This is a genomic window from Oceanobacillus timonensis, from assembly GCF_900166635.1.
Taxonomy (GTDB): Bacteria; Bacillota; Bacilli; order Bacillales; family Amphibacillaceae; genus Oceanobacillus; species Oceanobacillus timonensis.
Genome location: NZ_LT800497.1, coordinates 2094319 through 2118014, shown reverse-complemented (window position 1 = coordinate 2118014; position 23696 = coordinate 2094319). Strand labels below are relative to the sequence as shown.

Genomic DNA, 23696 nt, shown 5'->3' with positions numbered 1-23696 from the left:
AGTAAACTTTTTGTAAAGAAGCTCCATTAGGGCTATTATGCTCGTTTTATATGTTTTGAAAGTGGCTTCACCTTGGCTTGGATATAAGGACTCCATGGAAAATAGTTTTCCCATTGTTCCGAGTCTTGAAAAATATTAAGCTGGGGAAGTTCCGTAAATAAAACGGTTAAGTATTCAAACGGATCAATTCCATTTTCTTTAGCTGTTTGGATAACACTGTATCCAATGGTATTCGCATGAGCTCCAGCTACGCTGGTTGAAAAATACCAGTTTTTACGTCCGACGGTGACAGGCCGAATGGAACGTTCTGCGAGATTATTACTAATGAAAAGGCGTCCGTCTGTTAAAAAGCGTTGAAGGGAATCCCTTAACTTTTGTGTATAATCCACAGCTTTTTGTAAAGGACCTTTCATTGTAACGAGAGCGTCCAGCCATCCCCAAAACTCCTTCAGTAACGGCTTGCTTTCCAGCTGGCGTTGCTGCAGGCGTTCCTCTGGAGATAAATCTTTCCATTGCCTTTCCAGCTTGAAAAGCTGGTCACAGTAATGGACGCCGACGGCGCCTTGTCCATTTGAATCATTGGTCTCTAAAAACTTTCTCCGAACATGCGCCCAGCACGTTTGAAGTTGCACATCTTCTAATTTTTGATAGACGGAATATCCATCACAATGAAGAAGTCCTTGAAATCCTTTGAGAAAGGTTTCTGCTACTTCAAACCGGCGTGTCTCGGAAGAATGGTAGAGAATAATGGGATGTTTGGCAGCTTCCGCTGTTCGAAATAACCATATCCTCGCATCGGCTGTAGCTGACTTTTCGTCTGCCCGGCGTAAAATTTGATAGGTCGTTTCATCAGCGGAGAGCACAGGTTCTAGAAGTAATTTTTCTCTCATTTGTTGGTACAATGGCTCCAGCCATTCTTCGGAACTTCGAATCGCCCAGTTTGCCAACGTTCTCCGGGAAACCTTCAACCCATATCTTGCCCATTCTTTTTCCTGACGATGATAAGGAATACTCATCTCCAGCTTTTGATAGAGATTATAGGCTAACACGCTCGGTCCAGCTAAACTTTTAGCTAAGGCTGGTTCCGGTGCTTTTTGTCGGAGAATGTGATTCTGACCGGTTTTCTTACAGGCTAAGCATTCATAAGCATGTTCATAATGTACATGTTTTACTAAATGAGCTGGGATAAACTCTAACTCCGTTCGAGCTTCTCGCTTCCCAAGATGTTTTAATGGGCTGGCACAGCACGAACAGACCTGGCTATCGGACGGAAGAGTGTGTTCTTCCACCACGATAGGCAAGTCTCTTGTGATATCGGCCCGCTGCCCTTGATATTTTTTTCGCTGATAAGAGATGGTCTCTATTTCAACGGCTTTGTCTGCAGGTTGCTCTGCCTCGCTAAAAGGGGGATTATTGTCTTCTTCGAAGAAGGAGAGTTGACCTTGAGAATTCTTTTCGGATGATGTTCCAAATAGTCGACGATTCATATTGGTCAGCTGGTTAATCAGCTGTTCAATTTGTTTTGCTTGTTTTTCATTTTGAATTGTCAAATGTTCGATTTGTTTCATCAGCTTCTTTTCCAATTCTGTCAACGTATTCACCCCCTGTGTCCAAATAATTTCTTTTATCGTACCACACTTTATCAAAAAGGGAAGAAAAAATTTAAAAAACAATTTCTCTCCCCCATGATTAAGTGAGGACACCTAATTTGGCAGGTTGAATTTTTTGTTTTTGATAGATGGAAAAACCGTCAAACAGCCACTCGATTTGTTTTGGTGTCAGTTTTTCAACGTCGGTTTGCGAACGCGGCCAAGTTAACTTTCCCTGATCGTATCGCTTATAAAGCAAATAAAAACCTTCTCCATCAAACCAGAGAGCTTTAAATCGATCCGTTCTTCTCCCGCAGAATAAGAAAACAGATTCATCTAAAATATCTAATTGAAATTGACTGGTGATTACGGAAGCCAGACCATCAATGCCTTTGCGAAGATCTGTATAGCCACAGACTAAATAACAATTTTTCATCTGGGAGAAGTCAACGAGCATGACGGCACACCTCCTTTATCAAGGCTACTGCCAAAGATTCCTGACAACCTTCAAAGATTGTTAGCTGTAGAGAATGACAAGAAACTTCCGCTACTGGATTTACAGGCGTAGAGGAAGATGGTGCTGGGATCGTTACGGGAACAATCGGGTTTTCCTTCATGAAAAAACTACCTCCTGTTACTTGTTAAATCCAAGTATAGAGGTAGTTCCGTTATAATAGAATGCGGTCTATTATTTCCCGCTTACATTTAAAATTAATTTTTGACTTAATGTTTTTATTTGAAATAAACACCAAATATTAGTAAAAGTAAAGAATTTCACTTTATATTACGATGATTGGCTAGACACAGCTCATAACATTAGAAACAAGCAAACGCATAGAAAACAAATCCATCCTATAAGTTGATGAGAACAGCGGCGGAGGTAACGTTGCCTTCTGAGAGAATTACAAATCTGGAAGAAAGGAAAATACGATCGTATTTTTGTTGTCAGATACCGCTTGGAATATTTGGAGAAGCGGTAAAAATTTCAGTTGGGATTGTGATGCGGTGAAGAGCAGAAAGATGATTAACTTAAAACCACCTGATTATTTCTCAAGAGTTGTATTAATGAAAGACGAAAACTTATCCATAATTAATAGCGGTTCGAGAAAAAATAAAGAAAAACGGCAAGTGAGGATAGTTTTCCTTGCCGTTTTTGAATAACTATAATTCTTTCTTAATTTGTTCTATTTCCTCCGCTGTTAAATCCGTTGCTTCCATAATTTGTTTTTCATCCATTTTTAAGAGAAGTAACTTTTTGGCTACTTTTATACTGTTTTCTTTCATACCTTCACTTCTAATCTTTTCAGCAATAGACATAAATCGTTTCCTCCCTTCGATAGTCAACCGCTCCTTTACTGTCTCCACAGGCAAATTATCACGGATACTTAGTATATAAATCATGACTGTGTCAAAGTAGGATGGGTCATATTTGTTCAACAATTCATCCACGGTCATCATGACTTCCAAAAACGTTTCCATATCTTTGATGAAAATATGCTTGGATAACTCCAAATATGCCTGCAGCTTCGGTTTGCCTTTTACTTCTTCCCCACCTTCGAAGGAAAAATTATAATACATAAAATCATAATCGGGAACATATTTCTGGATAGATTCAGGGAACTGATGATAACCGCCTATCCAATCACTTACTTTTTTCGTTTCTTCCCATTTTTGTTCTCCGTGGTAGAAAAGGATAGGGATGATAATCGGTAACGTTTCAGCTTTCTCTTTCTTTACATGATTCCCCCAAATTTGCAGCATATACCCCAAAAGCTGAAAGGTAATATCTTTTGCCGGATAACTCTTATGCTCAAATAGAAAATAAAGATATCCTTCTTCATTTCCCATTTGTACATGAAATAACAAATCCGAATAGGAATCCTTCAATTCTGATTCAATAAAGCTTCCATTTTGTGGTGCAAGTGTGTCGATATTTATGATGTCCAAGATTTCTTCTGGTAAATAGTGATGCATAAAGTTCGTTGTTACATCTAAATCTCCAAATGTTTCTTTGAACAATTTATCATGAGGGTGATTAATTCTGTCCACTCAACTATACCACCTCTGCATTGACTTATCACGGAAATCCTCCGCGAAAGGAACTTCATTTCTAACCATAGTATACCATTTTTCTGAATAAACATAAAATTATCCAACAATATAATTTGTATTTGGATACCGTTTGAATAAAGACGAATGCAAGTTATCCCCATTCGTCTTCCTTTTCCTCACCGCATCACAGCTCCACCTGAAATTTTCACTGATTCCCCAACAATATTCCGAGCCGCGTCCGTCAGCAGGTAAGCTATCGTATTCCCTACTTCCTCTGGAGTTGTGATTCTTTCAGAAGGCAAAGATTCCTCCGCTGCTTTTCTCACCTGCTCATAGGATTGATTCGATTTTTCAGCATTTGCTTGAAATAATCCCTGCACCATTTCTGTATCGACAAAACCGGGACAAACGGCGTTAACACGGATATGATATGCGATTGCTTCCAATGCCATGGACTGTGTCCAGCCAATCATCGCAAATTTGGAAGAAGCATAAGCGCTATTTCCATAGGTACCACGTAAACCGGATAAAGAAGCCACGTTGACGATATTTCCCTGCTTCTTTTCCTGCATTTCCTTGTATATTTCTTTTGTTAAACGAAAAGCTGCTAAGTAGTTCACATCGAGCATTGATTGGATATCAGCTGCGTCCAATTGATCTACTGTCTTTTTTCCGGCAATACCTGCTGCATTGACCAGATCGGAAATAAAACCAAGTGCTTCCCGGGAACTGCTGACTAATTGAGTTCTTTCTTCATTATCTGTTATATCCGCCTTTTGCATAAATAAGTTTGACGTATCTGTTAAACTTTCAAGCTCCTGTTTGAGAGTTGCAAGTTTGTCCGTATTCCGTCCGGTAATCGTCACTTTAGCACCCATCTGCGCAACTATTTTTGCAGTTTCCTTTCCAATTCCTCCTGTTGCTCCTGTGATCAAAACATGTCTATCCTTTAATGCGTCTTTAGAAAATATAGCCATTGTTTCTTTTCCCTCCAACGTTTTTAGATATCATTAGCTTTAAGTATAACACCTGTATCCTCTTTCAAAACATCACGCGTGTCCCATCATCTCTCTCTTTTCACGAGACCATAAAGCAATCTATCAGCGTCATTTTTCAAATTATTTTGTCGATAACTTAAGCGTCATCCATTGACAAAACACCCTCATTGGGTTAAATTACTAAAGGCGAATGTTTTTAAGATGTAGTCCAAATTTTATTCGTGTTTAGGAGTGTTTTAAATGGAAAATGTATTTGATTATGAAGATATCCAATTAGTTCCCGCAAAATGTGTGGTAGATAGCCGCTCAGAATGTGATACATCCATTGAGTTTGGAGGAAGAAGATTTAAATTACCGGTGGTTCCTGCAAACATGCAGACTATCATTGATGAAAATATTGCAACGTATTTAGCTGAAAATAATTATTTCTATATTATGCACCGCTTTGAGCCTGAAAAGCGTGTTCAGTTTATTCAAACCATGCATGAAAGAGACTTAATCGCTTCGATCAGTGTCGGCGTGAAGGAAGAAGAATATCGCTTTGTCGAAGATCTTGCCGCAGACAATCTGGTTCCGGAATATATCACAATTGATATTGCCCATGGTCATTCGGAAGCAGTTATCAATATGATTAAACATATTAAATCCCATTTACCGGACAGCTTTTTAATTGCCGGCAATGTAGGTACACCAGAAGCTGTCCGTGAACTGGAACATGCTGGTGCCGATGCCACAAAAGTAGGTATTGGCCCTGGGAAGGTATGTATTACGAAAATTAAAACTGGTTTCGGTACAGGCGGCTGGCAATTAGCTGCATTGCGCTGGTGTGCCAAAGCTGCCACTAAACCAATTATCGCTGACGGCGGTATCCGCACGCATGGAGATATTGCGAAATCCGTACGTTTCGGTGCTTCTATGGTGATGATCGGCTCTTTATTTGCCGGACATGAAGAATCTCCTGGTGAAACCGTTGAAAAAGATGGCAAAAAACTGAAAGAATATTTCGGTTCTGCTTCTGAATTTCAAAAAGGAGAAAAGAAAAACGTAGAAGGCAAAAAAATGTATGTGGAACATAAAGGCGCACTTCAGGATACATTGGCCGAAATGGAGCAGGATCTGCAATCTGCTATTTCTTACGCGGGCGGCGCGCATTTAGATACTATCCGCACGGTAGACTACGTTGTCGTGAAAAACTCTATTTTTAATGGCGATCAAGTATTTTAATAACAGGGTTGAAAAAAAGCTTATGTTCAAAAGACATAAGCTTTTTTAATGCTTTAAAACCTTCCCGATCGGAATATCGCAAAGATAAGCCATATAAACATGAGTACCGCCACGACAAAACCAATTTCAATAACAGGAAAACTCCAGAAATAGGATGACTCTCCCGAAATGGAGGAACCGATAATTAAGCCGACCATGATAATACTGAAAGATAACAGAACAATACTAAAAGATAAGCGGTTACTGATTCTGTCGAGTTTCTTCAAAATCATTTCCACTCTGGAAACAGATATTTCCAACGGAACCTTTCCCTTACGTATCAGCTTGTATACAGCGTTCACATGTTCTGGAAAATCTAAGATAATGTCCTTATAATCGTCCGCCTGTTCATAGACTTCCTCCGCAATTTTTTTCGGACGGTATTTCTCTTTAATCAATCGCTTCCCAAACGGTTGCGCGATTTTCACAATACTGATATCCGGATCTAATCTTTCCACCGTCCCTTCCAGTGTTATCAGTGTCTTCCCGACTAAAGACAAATCAGCCGGAATACGGATTTGGTGTTTAGAGGCAACACTAAATAAATCATTTACTGCTTCTCCCAAACTGACTTGACTGAACGGAACATCGTAATATTTATCCCGGAGCTCTTCAATATCTGCGCGCATCATGTCATCGTTAACCTCATCAGGTACAACACCCATTCTGTAGATGGCCTTCACAATGGCATGTGTATTTTGACGGGCTAATGCAATAATCATATCCGTCAGATGCTCCTTCATCAGCGGTGTCAATCGGCCGACCATTCCAAAATCCATAAATAATAATTGATGACCAGGGAGCACCATCACATTTCCCGGATGCGGATCTGCATGAAAGAATCCATCCAGTAAAATCTGCTCAAATAAATTATGAATTAATTTTTCAGCAATAATCTTGGGCTGATAGCCTTCCTGAACGAGTTGTACATTCTCGTCCAGTTTGATCCCCTTCACAAATTCCATAGTCAGGACACGTTCTGTCGTAAATTCCCAATGCACATCCGGGACTTTGACCCCTTCTTTATCATTCTTGAAATTCATCGCAATTTTATGCGCATTCCGACCTTCCAAGGTATAATCCAATTCAGCCAGAATCGAGGTTTTGAATTCTTCAATGATTTCCGTGATTTTATATTGCTTGGCCCAGTCTAAACGTGTTTCCGCGAGTGAAGCAAAATTCATTAAAATCTCTAAATCCGTATGAATTTTTTGCTCAATATTGGGGCGCTGCACTTTCACAGCCACTTCTTCTCCGTTCTGCAAAACAGCATAATGGACTTGTCCAATCGATGCTGCTGCTAATGGTTCCTGATTGAACGTTTTAAAAACTGTATGAATCGGTTCTCCCAATTCCCTCTCGATAATTTCTTGAATGTCCGCATAAGGAATTTGGCCGACCTGGTCCTGCAGTTTCTCCAACTCTTTAATAATGTCTTGAGGAATCAAATCGTTTCTGGTACTCGCAATTTGCCCCAGCTTAACAAAAGTCGGTCCGAGCTCTTCCAGAAAAAGCCGAATTCGTTCGCCTGTTGTCTTACTATGTATTTCCTTTTTCCCTTTTAGCACTCTTTCCGGTAAAGAAACGACCTTTTGCAGTCCCAATTCTTTGACGATATAACCAAAACCATTACGGGAAAAGGCAATAAGTATTTGGCGGTAGCGTTGTATATGACGAATACGTTTATTCAAAATATCAGCTCCCTCCCTTCTTATGTGCTCATATGGATAGTATACCCATTCTTATCCATATCCTAACGGGTAATCCAGATTTATTTGCAAAGAGGAGCTGTTACTTCCAATTATCACAACAACCCCTCTTTGTATTTTTACATGTTCATTATTTTTTCAAACGTGCCAGCAATATTTTCACATATAACCCGATCAACATACACACAGACGGTAATATAATTGCTAAATAAATGAGCTGTTCATTTATAAAAGCCAAATAAAGATAAGGCAACGAATAAAACATAAGTACCTCAGCTACAATCAGCGGAATCAATGTAAACATTATCAAATTTACAATAAAGACCAAAGAGACAGATTGTATATTTAGAGAGAGGCTGCCTTGGTTTTTCAAAGCCAATCCAAATAATATATACACGATTAAAATACCATAAAATGTAACTTGCGGCTGATTAATGAAAAACACCATCATCATTGCAAAGATACTTAGAAAAAAATGGAAAACCAGTGACGGTATATTGCTTTGAAAATACGTTTTGACACTGTTTTCTTCTGCGTTGTTGCCAGACATTCAATCATCCTTTTACTACTTTAATTTGAAATAGAACTTTTTAATTGCCGGTCTCTTTCATGCCGTTCGATAGCCAGTTCAATTAATTTCTCGATCAGTTCCGAATAAGTAATGCCGCTTTCTTCCCAAAGTTTTGGATACATACTTATTTTTGTAAAACCCGGCAGCGTATTAATTTCATTAATTACAACGGTATTATCTTCTTTTAAAAATACGTCTACTCTGGCTAAACCTTCACAATTCAACGCTTCAAAAGCTTGAACAGCCGTTTTTTGAATTTTTGCTGCCACGTCTTCATCCAATACGGCAGGGATTTCCAGATTTGCTCCTGATTCATCAATATATTTCGCTTCATACGAGTAAAATTCGACGGTTGGGAGTATCTCGCCCGGTACGGATGCTATCGGATGATCATTGCCTAAAACCGAACATTCTATTTCCCTTCCTGTAACAGCCTCTTCTACTAACACTTTATGGTCATATAGAAAAGCATCCTGTATCGCATTGTAAAATGCTTCTTCCGTTTCCACTTTGTGTACACCGACTGAAGACCCTTGATTTGCCGGCTTAATAAATAACGGTGTACCTAATTCTGCAATAATAGCCTGATAGGATATGTCATCTTGCTGTGCTTTTCGGAAACTGTAGCCTCTGGCAACATTTAACCCTGCATCCAGCAGTAAGCGCTTGGCGATATCTTTATCCATACTAATGGCAGAGCCGAGAACACCGGAACCGACAAATGGAATATTGGCCATCCGTAACATTCCCTGCAGGCTGCCATCTTCCCCAAGCGTCCCATGAACAATAGGAAAGATAACATCCAACTGATCAATGCTGACATCGGAATCCGTCTGAATAATTTGCTTTTCCTCTGCCCCGGGGACAATCGCAATACCCTCACCTGTTTTATTTAAAGCAATCAAGCTTGGATCTTCTTCATTGATTAAATAATGCGAACGATCATTCACATGCCAATTCCCCTGTTTATCAATTCCGAACAGATAGACGTCATATTTATTTACATCAATAGCTTCCACAATATTTTTCGCTGATTGCAAGGAAACTTCATGCTCGGATGATTTCCCTCCAAATACAATACCAACTTTTTTCTTCATTCAAATCCTCTCCTCGTTGACCCTGATGACATAATGTTATATGTAACATATCATATGTATTTATAGCCTAATTGGTTTGACCTGTATCGCTATTTTATCACAGACTCCATTTGGAAGGGGAGATGAATGTTCATAATTCATTAAAAGTGTGATTTTGCCAATAAAAGATACCAATCCGACCAACAGAAGAAAGCTGAAAAACCTTTTAGGGTGATTTTTCAGCTTTCTTCTTTTCCTACTCACGAATTGCTTTTTTCCGAAATAAATGGTCGTTGGAAGAGCGAATCTGTACACTGATTACCAAACCAATCATAATCATATTGGTTATTAGCGAGCTTCCTCCGTAACTGATAAATGGTAACGTAATACCAGTGATTGGCATCAATCCAATGGTCATGGCAATATTTTGGAAGACTTGGAAAGCAAGAATGCCAATGATACCAACACAAAGATAGACACCAAATAAATTATCTGCCTCATAAGCAACCTTTGTAATACGGTATAAAAGCAGGAAATATAGCAAAATCAACATACTCGCACCAATAAACCCATATTCCTCTCCAATCACGGTAAATACGAAGTCTGTATGTGCTTCCGGGACATTCCCGTTTTGAATTTGCGTCCCCTGGTTAAAACCGGCACCGTTTAATTGTCCTGAACCAATCCCCATGATTGCCTGCTGGAGCTGATATCCATAGTCTGATGCATACTCCGATGGCTTTAACCATCCATAAATCCGATCCATCTGATGCGATTGAAATAACCGCGTGAAAATAGCTTCATTATAAGCGTATAAAAAAACCAAACCGGAAATCGATGTCACAATCGCAAAAAGAATTGGTAAAATCACTTTAATCGAAATACTGGAAACAATGATCATCGTAAAAGCAATCGCCAATACAATCAAAGCTGATCCTAAATCCGGCTGCAAAAATATAAATACAAACGGGATAAACGTTGCTGCCAATACTTTTACTGTTAATTGAATACTCATTTTTAAAGATAACTTTCGATTACCATATCTCTCTAATAAGACAGCTAAGTAGATAATAAGAAATATTTTCATAAATTCAGAGGGTTGGATCTCAAAAACGCCTAAATTTAACCAGCGTTGGGAGCCGTTCCGAAAAACACCAAAAAAATGAACACCTATCAGTAACAAAACACCAATTGCGTATAGCCTAAATGCTTGTTTTCCCAAAAGTTCATAATCAAAGAAAACGACTCCCAGCATTATTAAAATACCGACAATATACCAGATTACTTGACGAATCACAAAATAATAGGGTTGGGACTGGGCATATTGGCCAGAACCACTGTATACAGCTATTAAACTAATTAAAAACAATAAAAATAAAATCGTGATGATGTTGAAATCCAAATGATATTTCTTTTGCTTCATACCTGAAAAACCTCATTACTAATATTTATTGGAAAGAAAACCCATGACTACCTGCACCGCAACTGCGTCATCTAAATAGCCGACCGGGAAAAGGTAATCCGGGATAACATCCGCTGTGCTGATAAAATAAATTAACGCAGCACCCATTAATATCAATTCTTTGCGTGTTCCCTTTTTATGAAAGAACCGATGAAAGAAAGTTGATATCTGTTTCATATAAGCGCCCTGGTCTCCTGCGCTTTTTTTCTTCTCTTGGAATGCATCTAAAATCAGGCGGCGCCCCGCCTCTGTTTCTGCCTCTTTCTCATAGTCATGTAATTTCTTTTTTAATTTGTCCATTGAAAAGGATTCATACTGTTCATCGGATTGCTTTAAAAAATGGTCAATCATCACAATGGAATCCTGGATATCGCTGGCTTGGTCTTCTGTTGATTTTACCGGCAGTCCTGTTTTATGCAGCAATGTTTCAAAAGGGATATCCAATGCTTTGGAAATTTCCATTAAATGCTGATTGGTCGGTTTACGTTTATGGTTAATAATTCGCGATATCGTGGAAACATTAATATTCGTTTGTTTACTTAATACCCGCATGGAAATATGTTTTTTCTCCAGCTGCTCTTTGATGTAATCTCCTATATTCTGGCTCACTATGCCTTCAAACCCTTCTATTTTCGGATATTTCTCTTATACTTATTCTACTATACGAGGAGTGTTGACAAATTGTCAAACACAGCAACAAACTTTTATTTATACACTTGGATTCAATAAAATAAAACGACTTAAAAAAGCATGTAAAAAGAAAATAGAAAATTTTCTTTTTACATGCTTCGTTCTGTATTTATTCACCTATAAAGCAAGCTTATCACTGATTGCTACTATTATTATCTTGCTGTTCTCTCACCTTCTGCTTTCTTTTTAACCGTACAATGGCAACGACAAATAACAGAAGGACCACCACAATAAAGCCGATGAACAGCCAATTAATCCCTTTATCCTCTTCTAAAATGTAAACTTCTACAGATTCTCTTGGAATACCGATCCGGTAGTTGCCTTCTTCGTTTTCGCGAACTAAATTATCCTCTAAAATCCCGGTTAACTGCATGCCGGATTCGATATTATCCGTATCAATATAAGCGGATTCACTTCCATTATTAATAGCTACATACATCACTTCATCTTCATAACTCCGTCGGAACACCAGCATGGACGCTTCCGACCCAACATATTCAAAATCCCCTAACCTTAATGCAGGAAATTCATTATGCAGAGAAGCAATCCGTTTATGAAATTCCTGTAAATCTTCATCACCGCTATTGAAAGGAACAAGCCGCTGTGATTCTTCTGCGTCCATTCCGTACATTGGAAGCTCTGTTCCCTGCGTCACCGTGGTCGCGCCCGGTGTGGTATACATATAAGTTAAGGCCAGTGTCCAGGCCGTTACCGCATTACGTTGATGTTCCGAGAAGGCATTGGTAAACCGCTCCTGTTGGAGGCCGTCGATTTGTTTATAAAAATCAGTCAGTCCCCCCTGTTCTTCCCACGTCTCATAAAGCGCAGAAACATCTCTGTCGCTATCTGCAAATGTTTCGCTTAATACCTGGTTCAGTTCCGGGTTATTGATTAAGTCCAAGGACGTATTTTCCAGTAACTGGTCGGTTTCAGCGGTATCAGCAGCCGATGCATCCCCAATCAGATAAAAGTCCGAATCGTTTTCTTTTAGGGCAGCAGTCAATTCCTCGATAAATGCCTGCGGCGCCACGTCTACATCCTGGAGTTTAAATCCGTCTACTTCTGTTTCTTCCTGCCAATACAAGGCAACATCCAACATGTATGCTGCAGCTTCCGGATTGGTTAAATCCAACTGAACAGTATCGGACAGCCACGGATTATCTGAATCTGGTGTTCCCTGCCACCAGTCTTCTTTATCCGTATCCTCTGTTAAAGGGTTCGTATCCGCAGCATAGTTAAACACAAAATCAACGGTTATTTTCATATCACGGTCATGCACTTCGGATACCAGCCGATGAAAATCATCCATCGTTCCAAATTGCGGATTAATTTGATAAAAATCATTCACCCAATAACCATGATACCCGTTTTCCTTATTTTCCATCATCGGTGATACAGAAATCGTCGTAATGCCGATATCCTGCAAGTCATCCAGTTTATTTATGATACCTTCAAAATCACCGCCATGATAATGGTAAGGATCATCGATATCTATTTCCTCATCTATACTGGTGTCCCCATTATTAAAGCGGTCAATGAGTATTTGATAGAATACGTCATTATGTATATCTTCATCCTCTGCGTGCACAGGTGCTTGCAGTATCAACATGCTTATTACAGCAGCAATTCCCATACTTATTTTTTTAAACATAGAATTCCCTTTCCCCCTATTGAAAACAAAATCTGCCCTATTTATTTTACTCTCATCTCTATTATCACTTATTTTCCCCGAAAATCATACCTTGATCAAAATATGTAAAAAAGCGTTCACAATTAACAATGAAAATCATGACAATCAAATAAAGTGCCTCAGCCAATGGACCGAGGCACTTTCTGTACGTTTGTTTTACATCTACGAATGGCACTTGTTTCTTTATTTTAGAAATAGAAGCCCATCGGTAGACGGAAGAATCCTAAAATAATCACGATAATCAGTGCGATTACGAATTGAACCCACTTTCCTGTCGTACCTTTTCCTTTTTTCACGGAAACCAGAATTAATTCCATCAGAACAACCAGCCATAACCCGGCAAGTGCTTTGACAATGGCTTCTCCAAGCTCCGGCATACCAAAGCCTTGAATATAATCCCAAGTCAATGATCCACCAGTATAAATGATAAATAAATACACCAGACGTAAAATCATATGAATGATAGTTGCAGGCTTGTCACTGTTTTTCTTGTACAAGATAAGAGCAACAATGAAAAGAATCAACCCTAACGCCCACGATGTAATATGCATATGTGTCATTTATGTCCCCTCCTTCATTTTTTATAAATACAGGTTCTACGCATCTTTTACATGTAACAAAAATGACGAATAATTCGTTTACAATGATACCATTTTCTTCCCTAAGATGACATTCTAACGATTTTTTGTCAACAAATCGCCATGATTACCGCTTAATCGGCTGCACTTTTTTATAGGTAATGGACCGCCATAACCATTCCACCGGTCCAAATCGAAAATAACGAAGCCAAATCATGCTGCCCGCTACCTGCAAGCAGAAAATCCCGACAACCAGACCGATTTGCTGGATAGGACGTATTTCGCCATATAAACCAAGACCGAAACCATAGAACAGCCAAACAGAAATAATCGACTGCAGCAAATAATTAGACAATGCCATTTTCCCGATTGGTGCCAGCAAGTGAAGCATCTTCTGTGCCGGTCGCTTTTGCCATAATAAGGTGATGGATGTCAGATAAAACACAGCCGATGCCGTCCCGCCAATATTATCCTGCATGAGCGCAAACCAGGACGGGTTGCCAAACGCATAGGGCCCGATTTTAAATACGATAAATCCAAGCAGAGAAATCAGCCAGACTTTTTTCAATATAGGCGTAAACCGGACTGGATCATGAAACCATTTCTTTCTTGCCAAATACATGCCGAATAAAAACAAGGGAAGAAAGATAAAAGGAAACATAATGAAACCATTGATTCCGTTGGACATTTGCCAATCCTGCGCATTTTGTGCGAATATCGCTGCAAAATCACCGGAACGATAGGTTTGATACGCCTGATTTATTTGCGCTGTAAAATGCATGTCGATAAAGTCTCGCATCGCAAACTGCATCCCTGTTAAAAGAACGGTTGAAATTCCTAATAAACCAACCGCCCAGCCTAATAGAATCTTATCCTCACTATATAAAAATAGCAGCAGCAAGAATCCGATTGTTCCATATGTTAACAGAATATCTCCGCTCCAGATTGCAAAAGCATGAATCAATCCGAATACGATTAATGCTCCTAATCTGCGTCCAAAAAAACCATAAGGAGAAATATGCTTTTTTTCTAAACTATCCTTTTGTATTTGAATACCAAAGCCAAAAAGAATCGAAAATAATGTATAAAAACTTGCTTGAAAGAAAATATCAATAAAAATCAGGCTGAACTGATCCAAAGCAGCAGGCCAGGCATCTTCTGCTCCCCCATAGAGAAAATAAGGAGCAGAAAACGCCCCGATATTAACCATAAATATCCCGAAAATCGCAAATCCTCTTGCTGCGTCTATCCATTCCAGCCGCTTGTTTACTTGGTAAGGTTGCACTTATGATTCCCCTTTGATAAGCAGTCCTTTGGAAAAGAAATAGAGATAGGTTTCCTTCACAGGCTGCTTCCAGATTTCTTCAATAGCATAGCGGTAAAGTTCAAGCTGGGTTTTATACCGTTTCCTCAGCTTCTCTTCTGCTTTCTCTTTCGCAGTTTCTGTTATATGGTCTGTTTTATAATCAAGAATAATCCAGCCATCTTCCGCAGGGATAAGACAATCAATTACCCCCTGAATGAGTACTTTTTCGTCCGACGTTTTCTGCCAATTGGCATACACTTTTTCTGCCGGCAGCATCAAGCTGAAAGGAACTTCTTTAAAAATTTGATTTGCATCATAAATGCGCTGCGCCATATCTGACTCTAAAAATGAAACAATATCAGCAGTGGATACACTCTCCGCTTCCGGAGCGGTCATCTTCTTTTCCTGCACCAGTTTTTCTATAAATTCCGCCACTTGCTCATTCGTCAGCGAGCCTTTTAAAGGTAAGTGCTGCATCACCGTATGAAGCGCTGTCCCTTTCTCTGCCGGTGTTAATTTCTTTTCTTCCAGCATAAATCGCGGTCTCTTCGTAATCGGACGTGCAGTGGATTTTGGAATCATTTGCTCATCACTGTACGTATCTTTTTGTTCCTGTTGACGTTTCAACTCGGTCACCGATTGTTTGGCACGGGTATGGATGGCTTCCTGGTACGGATACTGGTAAGAGAGACGGCGGTTTACCCAAGCTGCTGCCTCTTTATCCTCCTGTTCAATCTGTTCCCAATTTCTGATTTGAGCTTTTAAGGCTTCCTGTTTTTCCTGCACCTGATTTTCAAACGAAACAACGTCTTGACTCGAGTGAATATTTGCTTCCCATCTGGATGAATCCTGGGTAATCGCAGATAAAACTTGATTCCCTATCTCTTCGTTCCGCAAAGCTTCTCCTTGCTGGTGACGGATAAGTGCAGGACCAACCCATTCCAAATAGGTTTTGGCTCCCGTCCGGAAATATGCCGGTAATATCCAGTCGGGATAATGTGTAAGCCAGGACCATGTCGCTTTCAACTTCTCTGCAGAGGGAACGGTAGCCACCATAAACAATTTTTCCTCCGCCCGCGTTAAGGCCACGTACAATAAACGAATTTCTTCGGATAACTGTTCTCTTCTTATTTTTTCCTTTATCGCATGATAAAACAAGGTGGGATATTGAATCCGCTTCTCCGGATCAATAAACTTGCTGGCAAACCCTAAATCTTTATGAAGAAGATACTTCTGATTCAAATCCATCATATTAAATGATTTATTCATCCCGCCAAGAATAACCGCAGGAAATTCTAATCCTTTACTTTTATGAATCGTCATAATCCGGACAACGTCTTCCTGCTCACTGAGTGCACGTGCCGATCCTAAATCTTTTTGTTCTTCTTCCATTCGTTCAATAAACCGCAGGAACCGATATAAACCGCGAAAAGAAGTCTCTTCATAACTTCTTGCTCGATCATACAACGCCCGTAAATTGGCCTGACGCTGCTTCCCGCCGGGGATGCCGCCGACAAAATCATAATAGCCTGTTTCTCTGTAAATTTGCCAAATCAATTCGGACAGTGCTCCTTGCTGAGCAGATTGTCTGAACTGCTCCAGCATCGTTTGAAACGCGTTTAACTTCTCCGTTACCTCTGTATCCTCTTTTTTCATGTACGCTAACAGGGCATCATAAAAATTCCCATGGCGATTTGCCAGGCGGATGGAGGCCAAATCATTTTCTTTCAACCCGACAATAGGAGAACGCAATACAGAAGCCAGCGGGATATCCTGACGCGGATTATCCACGATTTTCAGCAAACTGATCATAACCCGGATTTCAATCGCTTCAAAATAACCGGATCGTAATTCGGCATAAGCAGGAATTCCCTGCTTTTTTAATTCCTCCATAATCACAGGAGCCCATGTCATAGAGCGCATTAAAATAACAATATCACGATACATCAAGTTACGGTTCTGGCCTTTTCCTTTGTCCACCACCTGCATAGGCGTGCCACTTTCTCCGGTACCAATCCATTCCTGAATTTTCCGCGCATATGCACGTGCTTCCAGTTGTGCTTTTTCTACATCTTCTTCTGCCTCTTCATCATCCACGGAATGCTGTTCCGGGGATGATTCATCAATCAGCAGCAGCTCTGGATCCGAATCAGAAGGAAAGTCATCATACAGACGATTACCGTAAATCAGTTCAGCATCCGCATCATAAGCAATGTCACCGACCGCTTCATCAAAGAGCTGGCGGAATAAATAGTTGGCGCCAGTTAAGATATCATCACGGCTCCGGAAATTCCGATTCAAATCAATGCGTTCGGCCGGATGGTTTTTTGCTGCAAATTGTTTATACTTTTCGATAAACAAAGAAGGCTCCGCATGCCGGAATCCGTATATACTTTGTTTCACATCGCCTACCATAAACATATTTCCGTCATCTTCCGGGTTGCGGACGAATTGCAGAATGCTCTCCTGCACCAGGTTTGTATCCTGGTATTCATCGACGAGAACTTCTTTATACTGCTTTTGCAGCTGCAAAGCAATGGAAGAAGCCTGGGATAAATAACCGTCCGAATCCGTTTCGGATAAAATGTCCAGGCAATAATGTTCCAAGTCATTAAAATCAACGATAGCCTGGTCTTTTTTACGGCTTTGGAAGGCATCCATATAGCTTTCTACCATCGAGGTCATCTGCTTCAGTACAGGTGCCATTTCCTGCATATCTGCAATATGGGCATCCAGACTCCGGGCAAACCATTTTTCTTTCATTTTGTCCCATCTAGCTTTGACTTTATTACGGAAGGATTTCACCTGTTCTCGTTTTTCCGGGTTATCCTCTACTTTTTTCCTGGATAATGCTGCAAACTTCCCTTCATGGACAAATTCATGGAAGGTATTCCAGTCTACTAATTTATCGGCAGCCGCTTCCAGCATCGCGGTATCCTTTTCTAAAGCTTCCAGATAGTGGTATGGACCATCTGGCTCCCGGGCCAGCGTAAGCGCCAGAGCATTCTCCTGTTTCATCGCATTCAACTGGTTAACAATCTCTTCTTTAACCCCTTGCAGCCAGGGAATCGTCTCTTCTGTCCAGTCTTCTGCTATTTCATAATTGGCGGTCAATTGATGCAGCCACTTTTTTGGAGATGGATGCTGTACCGCAAAATTCGCTGTTCGTAAAATTAATTCTTCCACATCTTTATCACTGCGGTCATTGGAGAAACGGTTTACCACTTCAAAAAACTTCTCCTGCTCCGGATTTTCATCATCATACCAGCCTTCCAGCAGCTCATCCAGAACTTCCCGCTTAATCATATCCATCTCGATATCATCCGCAATTCGGAAAGAAGGGTCTAAATCTACCATATAAGCATTTTTCCGTACAATATCCAGGCAAAAGGAGTGCAATGTTGAAATAGACGCGCGTTGTAATAAAGATAGCTGTTTTTTTAAATGGAGCGATTCCGGTTTTTCCGCTAATGCTTTTTCTAATGCAGCTCCGACTCTTGTCCGCATCTCCTGGGCAGCAGCGTTGGTAAAAGTCACAACCAATAACTCATCGATATTCATCGGATTTTCTTCTGTTAACAGTTTTTGAATAATACGTTCCACCAGCACAGCTGTTTTTCCGGAACCGGCTGCGGCGGCAACAAGAATATCGGAACCGCTTTGATAAATCGCCCGTTCCTGCTCTTCGGTCCATTTAGCCACGGATTTCCCCTCCTTTTAACAGATTAATCACTTCTTTTTCTTTCAAGTTTTCTATTTTTCTATAATGGTTCCCCTGTAAAACCGGATCAAACTGACACACAGCATGGAACGGACAATACGTACATGCTTCTGTATCTTTTTTTTGAAACGGATTAATTTCCACACCGCCGGAGGTCATATCAAGCCCTGCTTGTTTCAGCAATCCATGAATATGATTTTTTAATTGCGCAAAAGTATCTTCATCTGCGATTTTAGAACGCGAGTTAAACGTACCGTCTTTTTTCAGTCCGGCCGGAATAATATTACTGGTCCCTATATCTAAGGATTCATCCATCATTTTGGCAATTTCCTCATCAGATAAGAGCAGTCCTCTCATTTTATAAGATTTAAAGATTTCTTGTTCGATATCACTGTCTGTTGTTTCATTATCCAGGTTAATCATTGGATTATGCACATGGAAATACAGTACCCCTGCCGGATTTGCCTGTTGCCCGAGCCATTTTTCAGAATGGGTCAGCACCACATCCAAATACGTCAGCATTTGCAGCGCAAGACCATAATAAACCTCCAGCAAGTCCAAAGCACGGGAACTGGATTTATAATCGATAATCCGTAAATATAAATCCTGATGCAGTTCTGCCTTGTCAACACGGTCAATCCTTCCGCGCAGCATCAGCTCATACCCGTTATCAAGTGGCAATACAAGCGGCGGCAGCGGACTGTCCTTCTCTCCAAAGCTGAGTTCCAGACCAATTGGACTAAAGTCCGTCTGTCTAGCCTGTTCGCTTAATATGAATGCTGCTCTGGCAATGATTTCTTCCAATTTTTGCTGGATGAAGGTGTAACGGTTCGAACTGTGTAAAATCTGATGCTGCAGGACAGGAGATAATTTTTGAATCGCCCGGCGTGCATAGTTTGCAGATGTTTCTTTCGTAAGCTGCTTAAAATCTTTCTGTTCATTCTGCACCCAGTCCGTAATTAAGCGTAATGCTTCATGAAACAATTGCCCGATATCCGGCGCATCTAATTTATACGTCTCCCGTTCCTTTAAATTCAAGCTGTAACGGGCAAAATGCTGGTAAGAACACCGGTAATAAGATTCCAGCCGGCTAACACTGGCCTTGATTTGTTTTGGATAAAGCTCTTCAGCTGTTTCTTTCTTTAATTGCTCCGGCTGATTTTTATAAAACAGACCCTGCAGTATCCGATAAGTCATGCTGTGTTTCGACTGATTCTCCACATACCAGTTATAAACAGCAAACCAGGCCGAATCCATATCATAGCCTCGTTGGAATTTAGCCAATTGTGTTGTCAGAGCGGACCTCGTTTTCGTTTTTGTTGTAATAAATCGCGTCGTATCTGCGGCATCTTCCACATCCTGAAATAATACATGTTCCTGACAAGCTGGAAACAAATCCTCGATTCGATGAACAACTTGCGAAGGCACCTTTGCTTTCCCTTCCTCGTCACTGATTGGATAACTGATCATCAACTTATCCTTTGCTACAGTTAAAGATAAATAAATATAAAACCAGTCATCCAGCAGCTGCCGTTGTCCGTTATCAGCAAGCTTCAAGCCGTTTTGCTCCAGCAGATCTCTTTCTTCATCATCAATCATGCCGTCAATTTGCGGCTTCATCGGCCATATTCCTTCATTAACACCAAGCAGAAAAGCGCAACGGACATCAGACATCCGTGACCGGTCAATCGTTCCTACTAAGACGTGATCCATTGTCGGCGGAACATGGGAAAATTCCAATGCTTCCAAACCGGCATTGATGGATGTATTAAAAGTAGACATATCCAGTTCTTCGTCTCCGGCTATTTCTACCATTTCCTCCATCAGTTGGACGACGGCATCCCATACCTGCTGCTGTTCCCTTCCTCTTTCAGGAATGCCCTGCTCATCAAAGGAAGCCTGCATTTCCTCCAGCTTTTCGGGAACACCAAGCGACTCCAGCCATATAAAAATAGCTTCACAACGCTCTTTCACACTTGAAGCAGCTCGGAAATCGGCATCAAACGAACGGAGTGCATCTGTTATTTGATTCCGGTAGCGATTGATTTCCTCCTGCATTTCGCTTTCAAAGCTTGTCTGCGCTGCCTGATCAAAGCCGCGAAAACGCTGATATTTCCATGGTTTATCAGCTAGCCATTGCTTCCGGTATCGAATCCCATATTCGATGGTATAGTTTTCTAATTGATCCACTGCATCATTCGTTAATGGAAATTCCTCATCACTGGCAGGAATAAAACCTGTTTTCAAAACACGGAATATCGCATCCGACCGCCAGCCATTTTCAATTGCTTCCAGCATCGAACGGATTAATTCAATTAATGGATGGTGAAGCATCGAACGTTTTTGGTCGATAAAGACCGGAATATCATAATCGCCGAAAATCGTCTCAATTAAATCATCGTAGACATCCGATTGCCTTACTAAAATAGAAATATCCCGGTAACGGTAACCTTCGTCTCTGACAAGCGAGAGAATTCTGGAGGCCACCCCTTCAACTTCTGCACGGGGATGCACTGCTTCCGCTATTTCAATCGAGGCATCAGTTGTATATTCCGGTGAAGGCCGAACATCAAAATTTTGTTCCAAATGTGCAAAGTAGGGACGATCTTTGAATTGATCCTTTAATGGATTTAAATGGACGGATTGGTCCAGGGAAATACCGTTATCTTCAGCAACCGCAGATAGTTGCTGATAGGTTTGATTCGTCTGATAAAAGATATCCAGCTCATCCGGATTATCCGTGTTGGCAGGATCCACCGTTAAGCCAATATGCACTTGGGCACACTTCTTCATTAATGCAGTAATGACGGATATCTCCTGTGGTGTAAAACGATGGAAACCATCAATATAAATATGTGCACCTTCCAACGTGCTCGCTTGCGGGATTTTTTCTTTTAATATTTGTAATCTATCTTCATTATCCATGTAAGTATGCTGCAACTGCTTGAGAAGCTGTTCATAAATATAAATAAAATCATCCAGTTTCCGGACTAAACCCGTTTCTGAGGGTGATTGATGCACAAATTGGTTCAATTGATTTTGCTGTATCCGGAGTGCATCAGGTGTAATTTCATATCGTTTAAACTCCTGAATCACCGATTCCAGCTGATCCAAAAAGCCTTGTTTTTTCATCGCTTTTTGAAAAGCCATCCAATCTCCGCTTTTTTCCGCAATGATTTTTCGCAGCATCATTTGTGTTCCAACTGAACTGATAAAGGGCTTTAAGCCGCCCCCTGTTTCCTGCAGTATGCGCCATGCCAGCCGTGAAAAACTGGTAACCTGTGCCCGGATACTTCCGCTTAAATGCTCCCGGCTGAATAAGGCTGTTTCCAGCTGAAAGGTCATTTGATCCGGAACAATGTAAAAAATAGCTGGCCCCATTGGATCCTTTTGCAGACGTTGTTCTATATCCTTCATCATCCAACCGCTTTTATCTGTACCGGATCTGCCTAAAATAAATCGTACTGTCAATCGGATACACACTCCTTTGCTCGTCATATATGTATTTATATCCTATAAAAATCATTTTTCATCTTCTCCAAGAACAAAAGCTTCTATTTTTTATTTTAGCAAAAATAGAAGCTTGTTCCTAATGATAGTTATTTATTTTTACCTGTTGGCGTAAAGCCGGAAAGGCTATCAACGCGGCTGCTTAAATAATTGATTTACGGGCCAATACGTAATATCTACTTTGCCGACCACTTCCTCCACCGGTATAAAGCCGATAGATCTGCTGTCCAGGCTGTCTCCGCGATTATCTCCCAGTACAAATAATTCATCTTCGGGCACTGTTTTTTCGCCAGTTGCCTGAAGCAGTGTAAAGTCTTCTGTTAATGGGTCAGCTTCTCCTTTTTCCTTTTCTTCTTCCAGAAATTCTTCAGGGATGTATTCCCCATTTACATATAACTTATCATCTTTATATTCGACGGTTTCTCCCGGGAGTCCGACAACGCGTTTTACATAATCATTTTTTTCTGATGCATGAAATACAATCACATCAAAACGGTGAATATTTGGTATTTCACTGGTGAATGTATTCACCATCATTAAATTACCATCGTAGAGTGTTGGTTCCATAGATTTTCCATTAACGACATAGTTTTCAAACAAAAACGTTCGAATGATTAAAAACACAGCGATTAACAGGACAGCTACTACGGAAACTCTTACATAGTTATATTTTTTCACTGTTATTCTTCCTTCGCTTTAGTCTATTATTCATATCATACCCCAAAGCGAAGAGATTTAACCTTTGATTGCAGTGTATCAGTCAGCATTTACTTGTCCTTCAAGCAGCTATATATACGTTTTCTTCATTCACATTACTTCTTCTTGTATCATGTATGATACTTATCCGCTTTTTTTTGCAGTCTTTTTTCTAAGTATTTTCCGAACATCCAGAAAATGACGATCCCTATACCTACTACAATTGTCCGTATCGGATTTTGTGCAAATTCCATTATACTGGAACCAATATAAGATATGGAAAAAATCATCACTGTCTTCCCTAAAAATACTGCCAATATAAATGGATAGATACTGATTTTAGACAGACCTGCCACCACATTAATAACGGCGGAAGGAGAAAACGGGAAACATAACAATAAAAACAAAGGGCCGAACCCATGTCTTTCTACCCAATTTGTTATCTTAGACACTTGTTTGTTATTCCGAATCCATTTCAATAGTCTTGTGTTCCCCAGCCGGCGTATAAGAAGAAAAACAAGAATAGCACCTATGCTGGCTCCAATCCAAGAATACAAAAAACCTTCCAATAATCCATAAGCAGCTGCATTTCCAAGTACAAATACGATGAGCGGCAAAAACGGTAAAAATGCTTCAAAAAATGGCAGCGCAATACCTGGTAAAGGACCGAGCCCTTCATACTGCTCCAAAAGCTGAAGGATAAATTCTTCCCAGCCTTCTTCTTTTAAAAAAGCTTGCCAATTTGAAAAGGTAATGTTCATTACATACATAAGGTCAGTCTCCCT

At 40.3% G+C, this 23696-nt stretch carries 17 protein-coding genes; 1 reads left to right on the top strand and 16 read right to left on the bottom strand.

The genetic code is table 11. The annotated features are described in order from the left end of the window. Positions 1-35: 35 nt before the first annotated feature. The 4 genes from tnpC to B7E05_RS10265 all read right to left on the bottom strand — a co-directional run bounded on the left by tnpC (position 36) and on the right by B7E05_RS10265 (position 4618). A complete protein-coding gene (tnpC, locus tag B7E05_RS10285; RefSeq protein WP_080872501.1) occupies positions 36-1592 on the bottom strand; it encodes an IS66 family transposase in 1557 nt (518 codons plus the stop codon). A gap of 97 nt (positions 1593-1689) precedes the next feature. Next, positions 1690-2046 carry an IS66 family insertion sequence element accessory protein TnpB gene (gene tnpB / locus B7E05_RS10280; protein WP_042528993.1) on the bottom strand — a complete coding sequence of 119 codons (357 nt, stop codon included), beginning with the start codon at positions 2044-2046 and terminating at the stop codon, positions 1690-1692. Positions 2047-2750: 704 nt separating this feature from the next. Beyond that, positions 2751-3638 carry an Rpn family recombination-promoting nuclease/putative transposase gene (locus B7E05_RS10270; protein ID WP_080874112.1) on the bottom strand — a complete coding sequence of 296 codons (888 nt, stop codon included), beginning with the start codon at positions 3636-3638 and terminating at the stop codon, positions 2751-2753. Between the two features lie 179 nt (positions 3639-3817). Next, positions 3818-4618: an SDR family NAD(P)-dependent oxidoreductase gene (locus B7E05_RS10265; RefSeq protein WP_080874111.1), complete on the bottom strand. Its 801-nt coding sequence runs from the start codon at positions 4616-4618 to the stop codon at positions 3818-3820. Positions 4619-4879: 261 nt separating this feature from the next. Between B7E05_RS10265 and guaC the strand changes: the two genes are divergently transcribed. Then, positions 4880-5863 (top strand): GMP reductase, encoded by a 984-nt coding sequence (gene guaC / locus B7E05_RS10260; RefSeq protein WP_080874110.1) that lies wholly within the window; start codon positions 4880-4882, stop codon positions 5861-5863. 53 nt (positions 5864-5916) lie between these two features. On the opposite strand, the gene B7E05_RS10255 is transcribed toward guaC, so the two are convergent. The 12 genes from B7E05_RS10255 to B7E05_RS10200 all read right to left on the bottom strand — a co-directional run bounded on the left by B7E05_RS10255 (position 5917) and on the right by B7E05_RS10200 (position 23681). Next, complete coding sequence (locus B7E05_RS10255; protein WP_179134621.1) at positions 5917-7596, bottom strand: ABC1 kinase family protein; 1680 nt, start codon at positions 7594-7596, stop codon at positions 5917-5919. 145 nt (positions 7597-7741) lie between these two features. After that, entirely contained in the window at positions 7742-8161 is a 420-nt protein-coding gene (locus tag B7E05_RS10250) for a hypothetical protein (RefSeq protein ID WP_080874109.1), read from the bottom strand. A gap of 20 nt (positions 8162-8181) precedes the next feature. Further along, entirely contained in the window at positions 8182-9279 is a 1098-nt protein-coding gene (ddlA, locus tag B7E05_RS10245; RefSeq protein ID WP_080874108.1) for a D-alanine--D-alanine ligase, read from the bottom strand. A 235-nt stretch (positions 9280-9514) separates the two neighbouring features. Continuing rightward, positions 9515-10681, bottom strand: coding sequence for a rod shape-determining protein RodA (rodA, locus tag B7E05_RS10240; protein WP_080874107.1), 1167 nt, complete (start codon positions 10679-10681; stop codon positions 9515-9517). Positions 10682-10699: 18 nt separating this feature from the next. After that, positions 10700-11329 (bottom strand): helix-turn-helix domain-containing protein, encoded by a 630-nt coding sequence (locus tag B7E05_RS10235; RefSeq protein ID WP_080874106.1) that lies wholly within the window; start codon positions 11327-11329, stop codon positions 10700-10702. Between the two features lie 214 nt (positions 11330-11543). Next, positions 11544-13061 (bottom strand): alpha-amylase family glycosyl hydrolase, encoded by a 1518-nt coding sequence (locus B7E05_RS10230; RefSeq protein WP_080874105.1) that lies wholly within the window; start codon positions 13059-13061, stop codon positions 11544-11546. A gap of 227 nt (positions 13062-13288) precedes the next feature. Beyond that, positions 13289-13660: a YisL family protein gene (locus tag B7E05_RS10225; protein ID WP_080874104.1), complete on the bottom strand. Its 372-nt coding sequence runs from the start codon at positions 13658-13660 to the stop codon at positions 13289-13291. Positions 13661-13805: 145 nt separating this feature from the next. Then, the gene (locus B7E05_RS10220; protein ID WP_245833060.1) at positions 13806-14963 is read right to left on the bottom strand and encodes a DUF418 domain-containing protein; all 1158 of its coding nucleotides are present in this window, start codon (positions 14961-14963) and stop codon (positions 13806-13808) included. After that, positions 14964-18686, bottom strand: coding sequence for a helicase-exonuclease AddAB subunit AddA (gene addA / locus B7E05_RS10215; RefSeq protein WP_080874103.1), 3723 nt, complete (start codon positions 18684-18686; stop codon positions 14964-14966). It lies immediately after the preceding gene. Continuing rightward, positions 18679-22176 carry a helicase-exonuclease AddAB subunit AddB gene (addB, locus tag B7E05_RS10210; RefSeq protein ID WP_080874102.1) on the bottom strand — a complete coding sequence of 1166 codons (3498 nt, stop codon included), beginning with the start codon at positions 22174-22176 and terminating at the stop codon, positions 18679-18681. The genes addA and addB overlap by 8 nt, the downstream gene beginning before the upstream one ends. Positions 22177-22344: 168 nt before the next feature. Beyond that, positions 22345-22893 (bottom strand): signal peptidase I, encoded by a 549-nt coding sequence (gene lepB, locus B7E05_RS10205; protein WP_080874101.1) that lies wholly within the window; start codon positions 22891-22893, stop codon positions 22345-22347. A gap of 149 nt (positions 22894-23042) precedes the next feature. After that, entirely contained in the window at positions 23043-23681 is a 639-nt protein-coding gene (locus B7E05_RS10200) for a TVP38/TMEM64 family protein (protein WP_080874100.1), read from the bottom strand. Positions 23682-23696 lie beyond the last annotated feature (15 nt).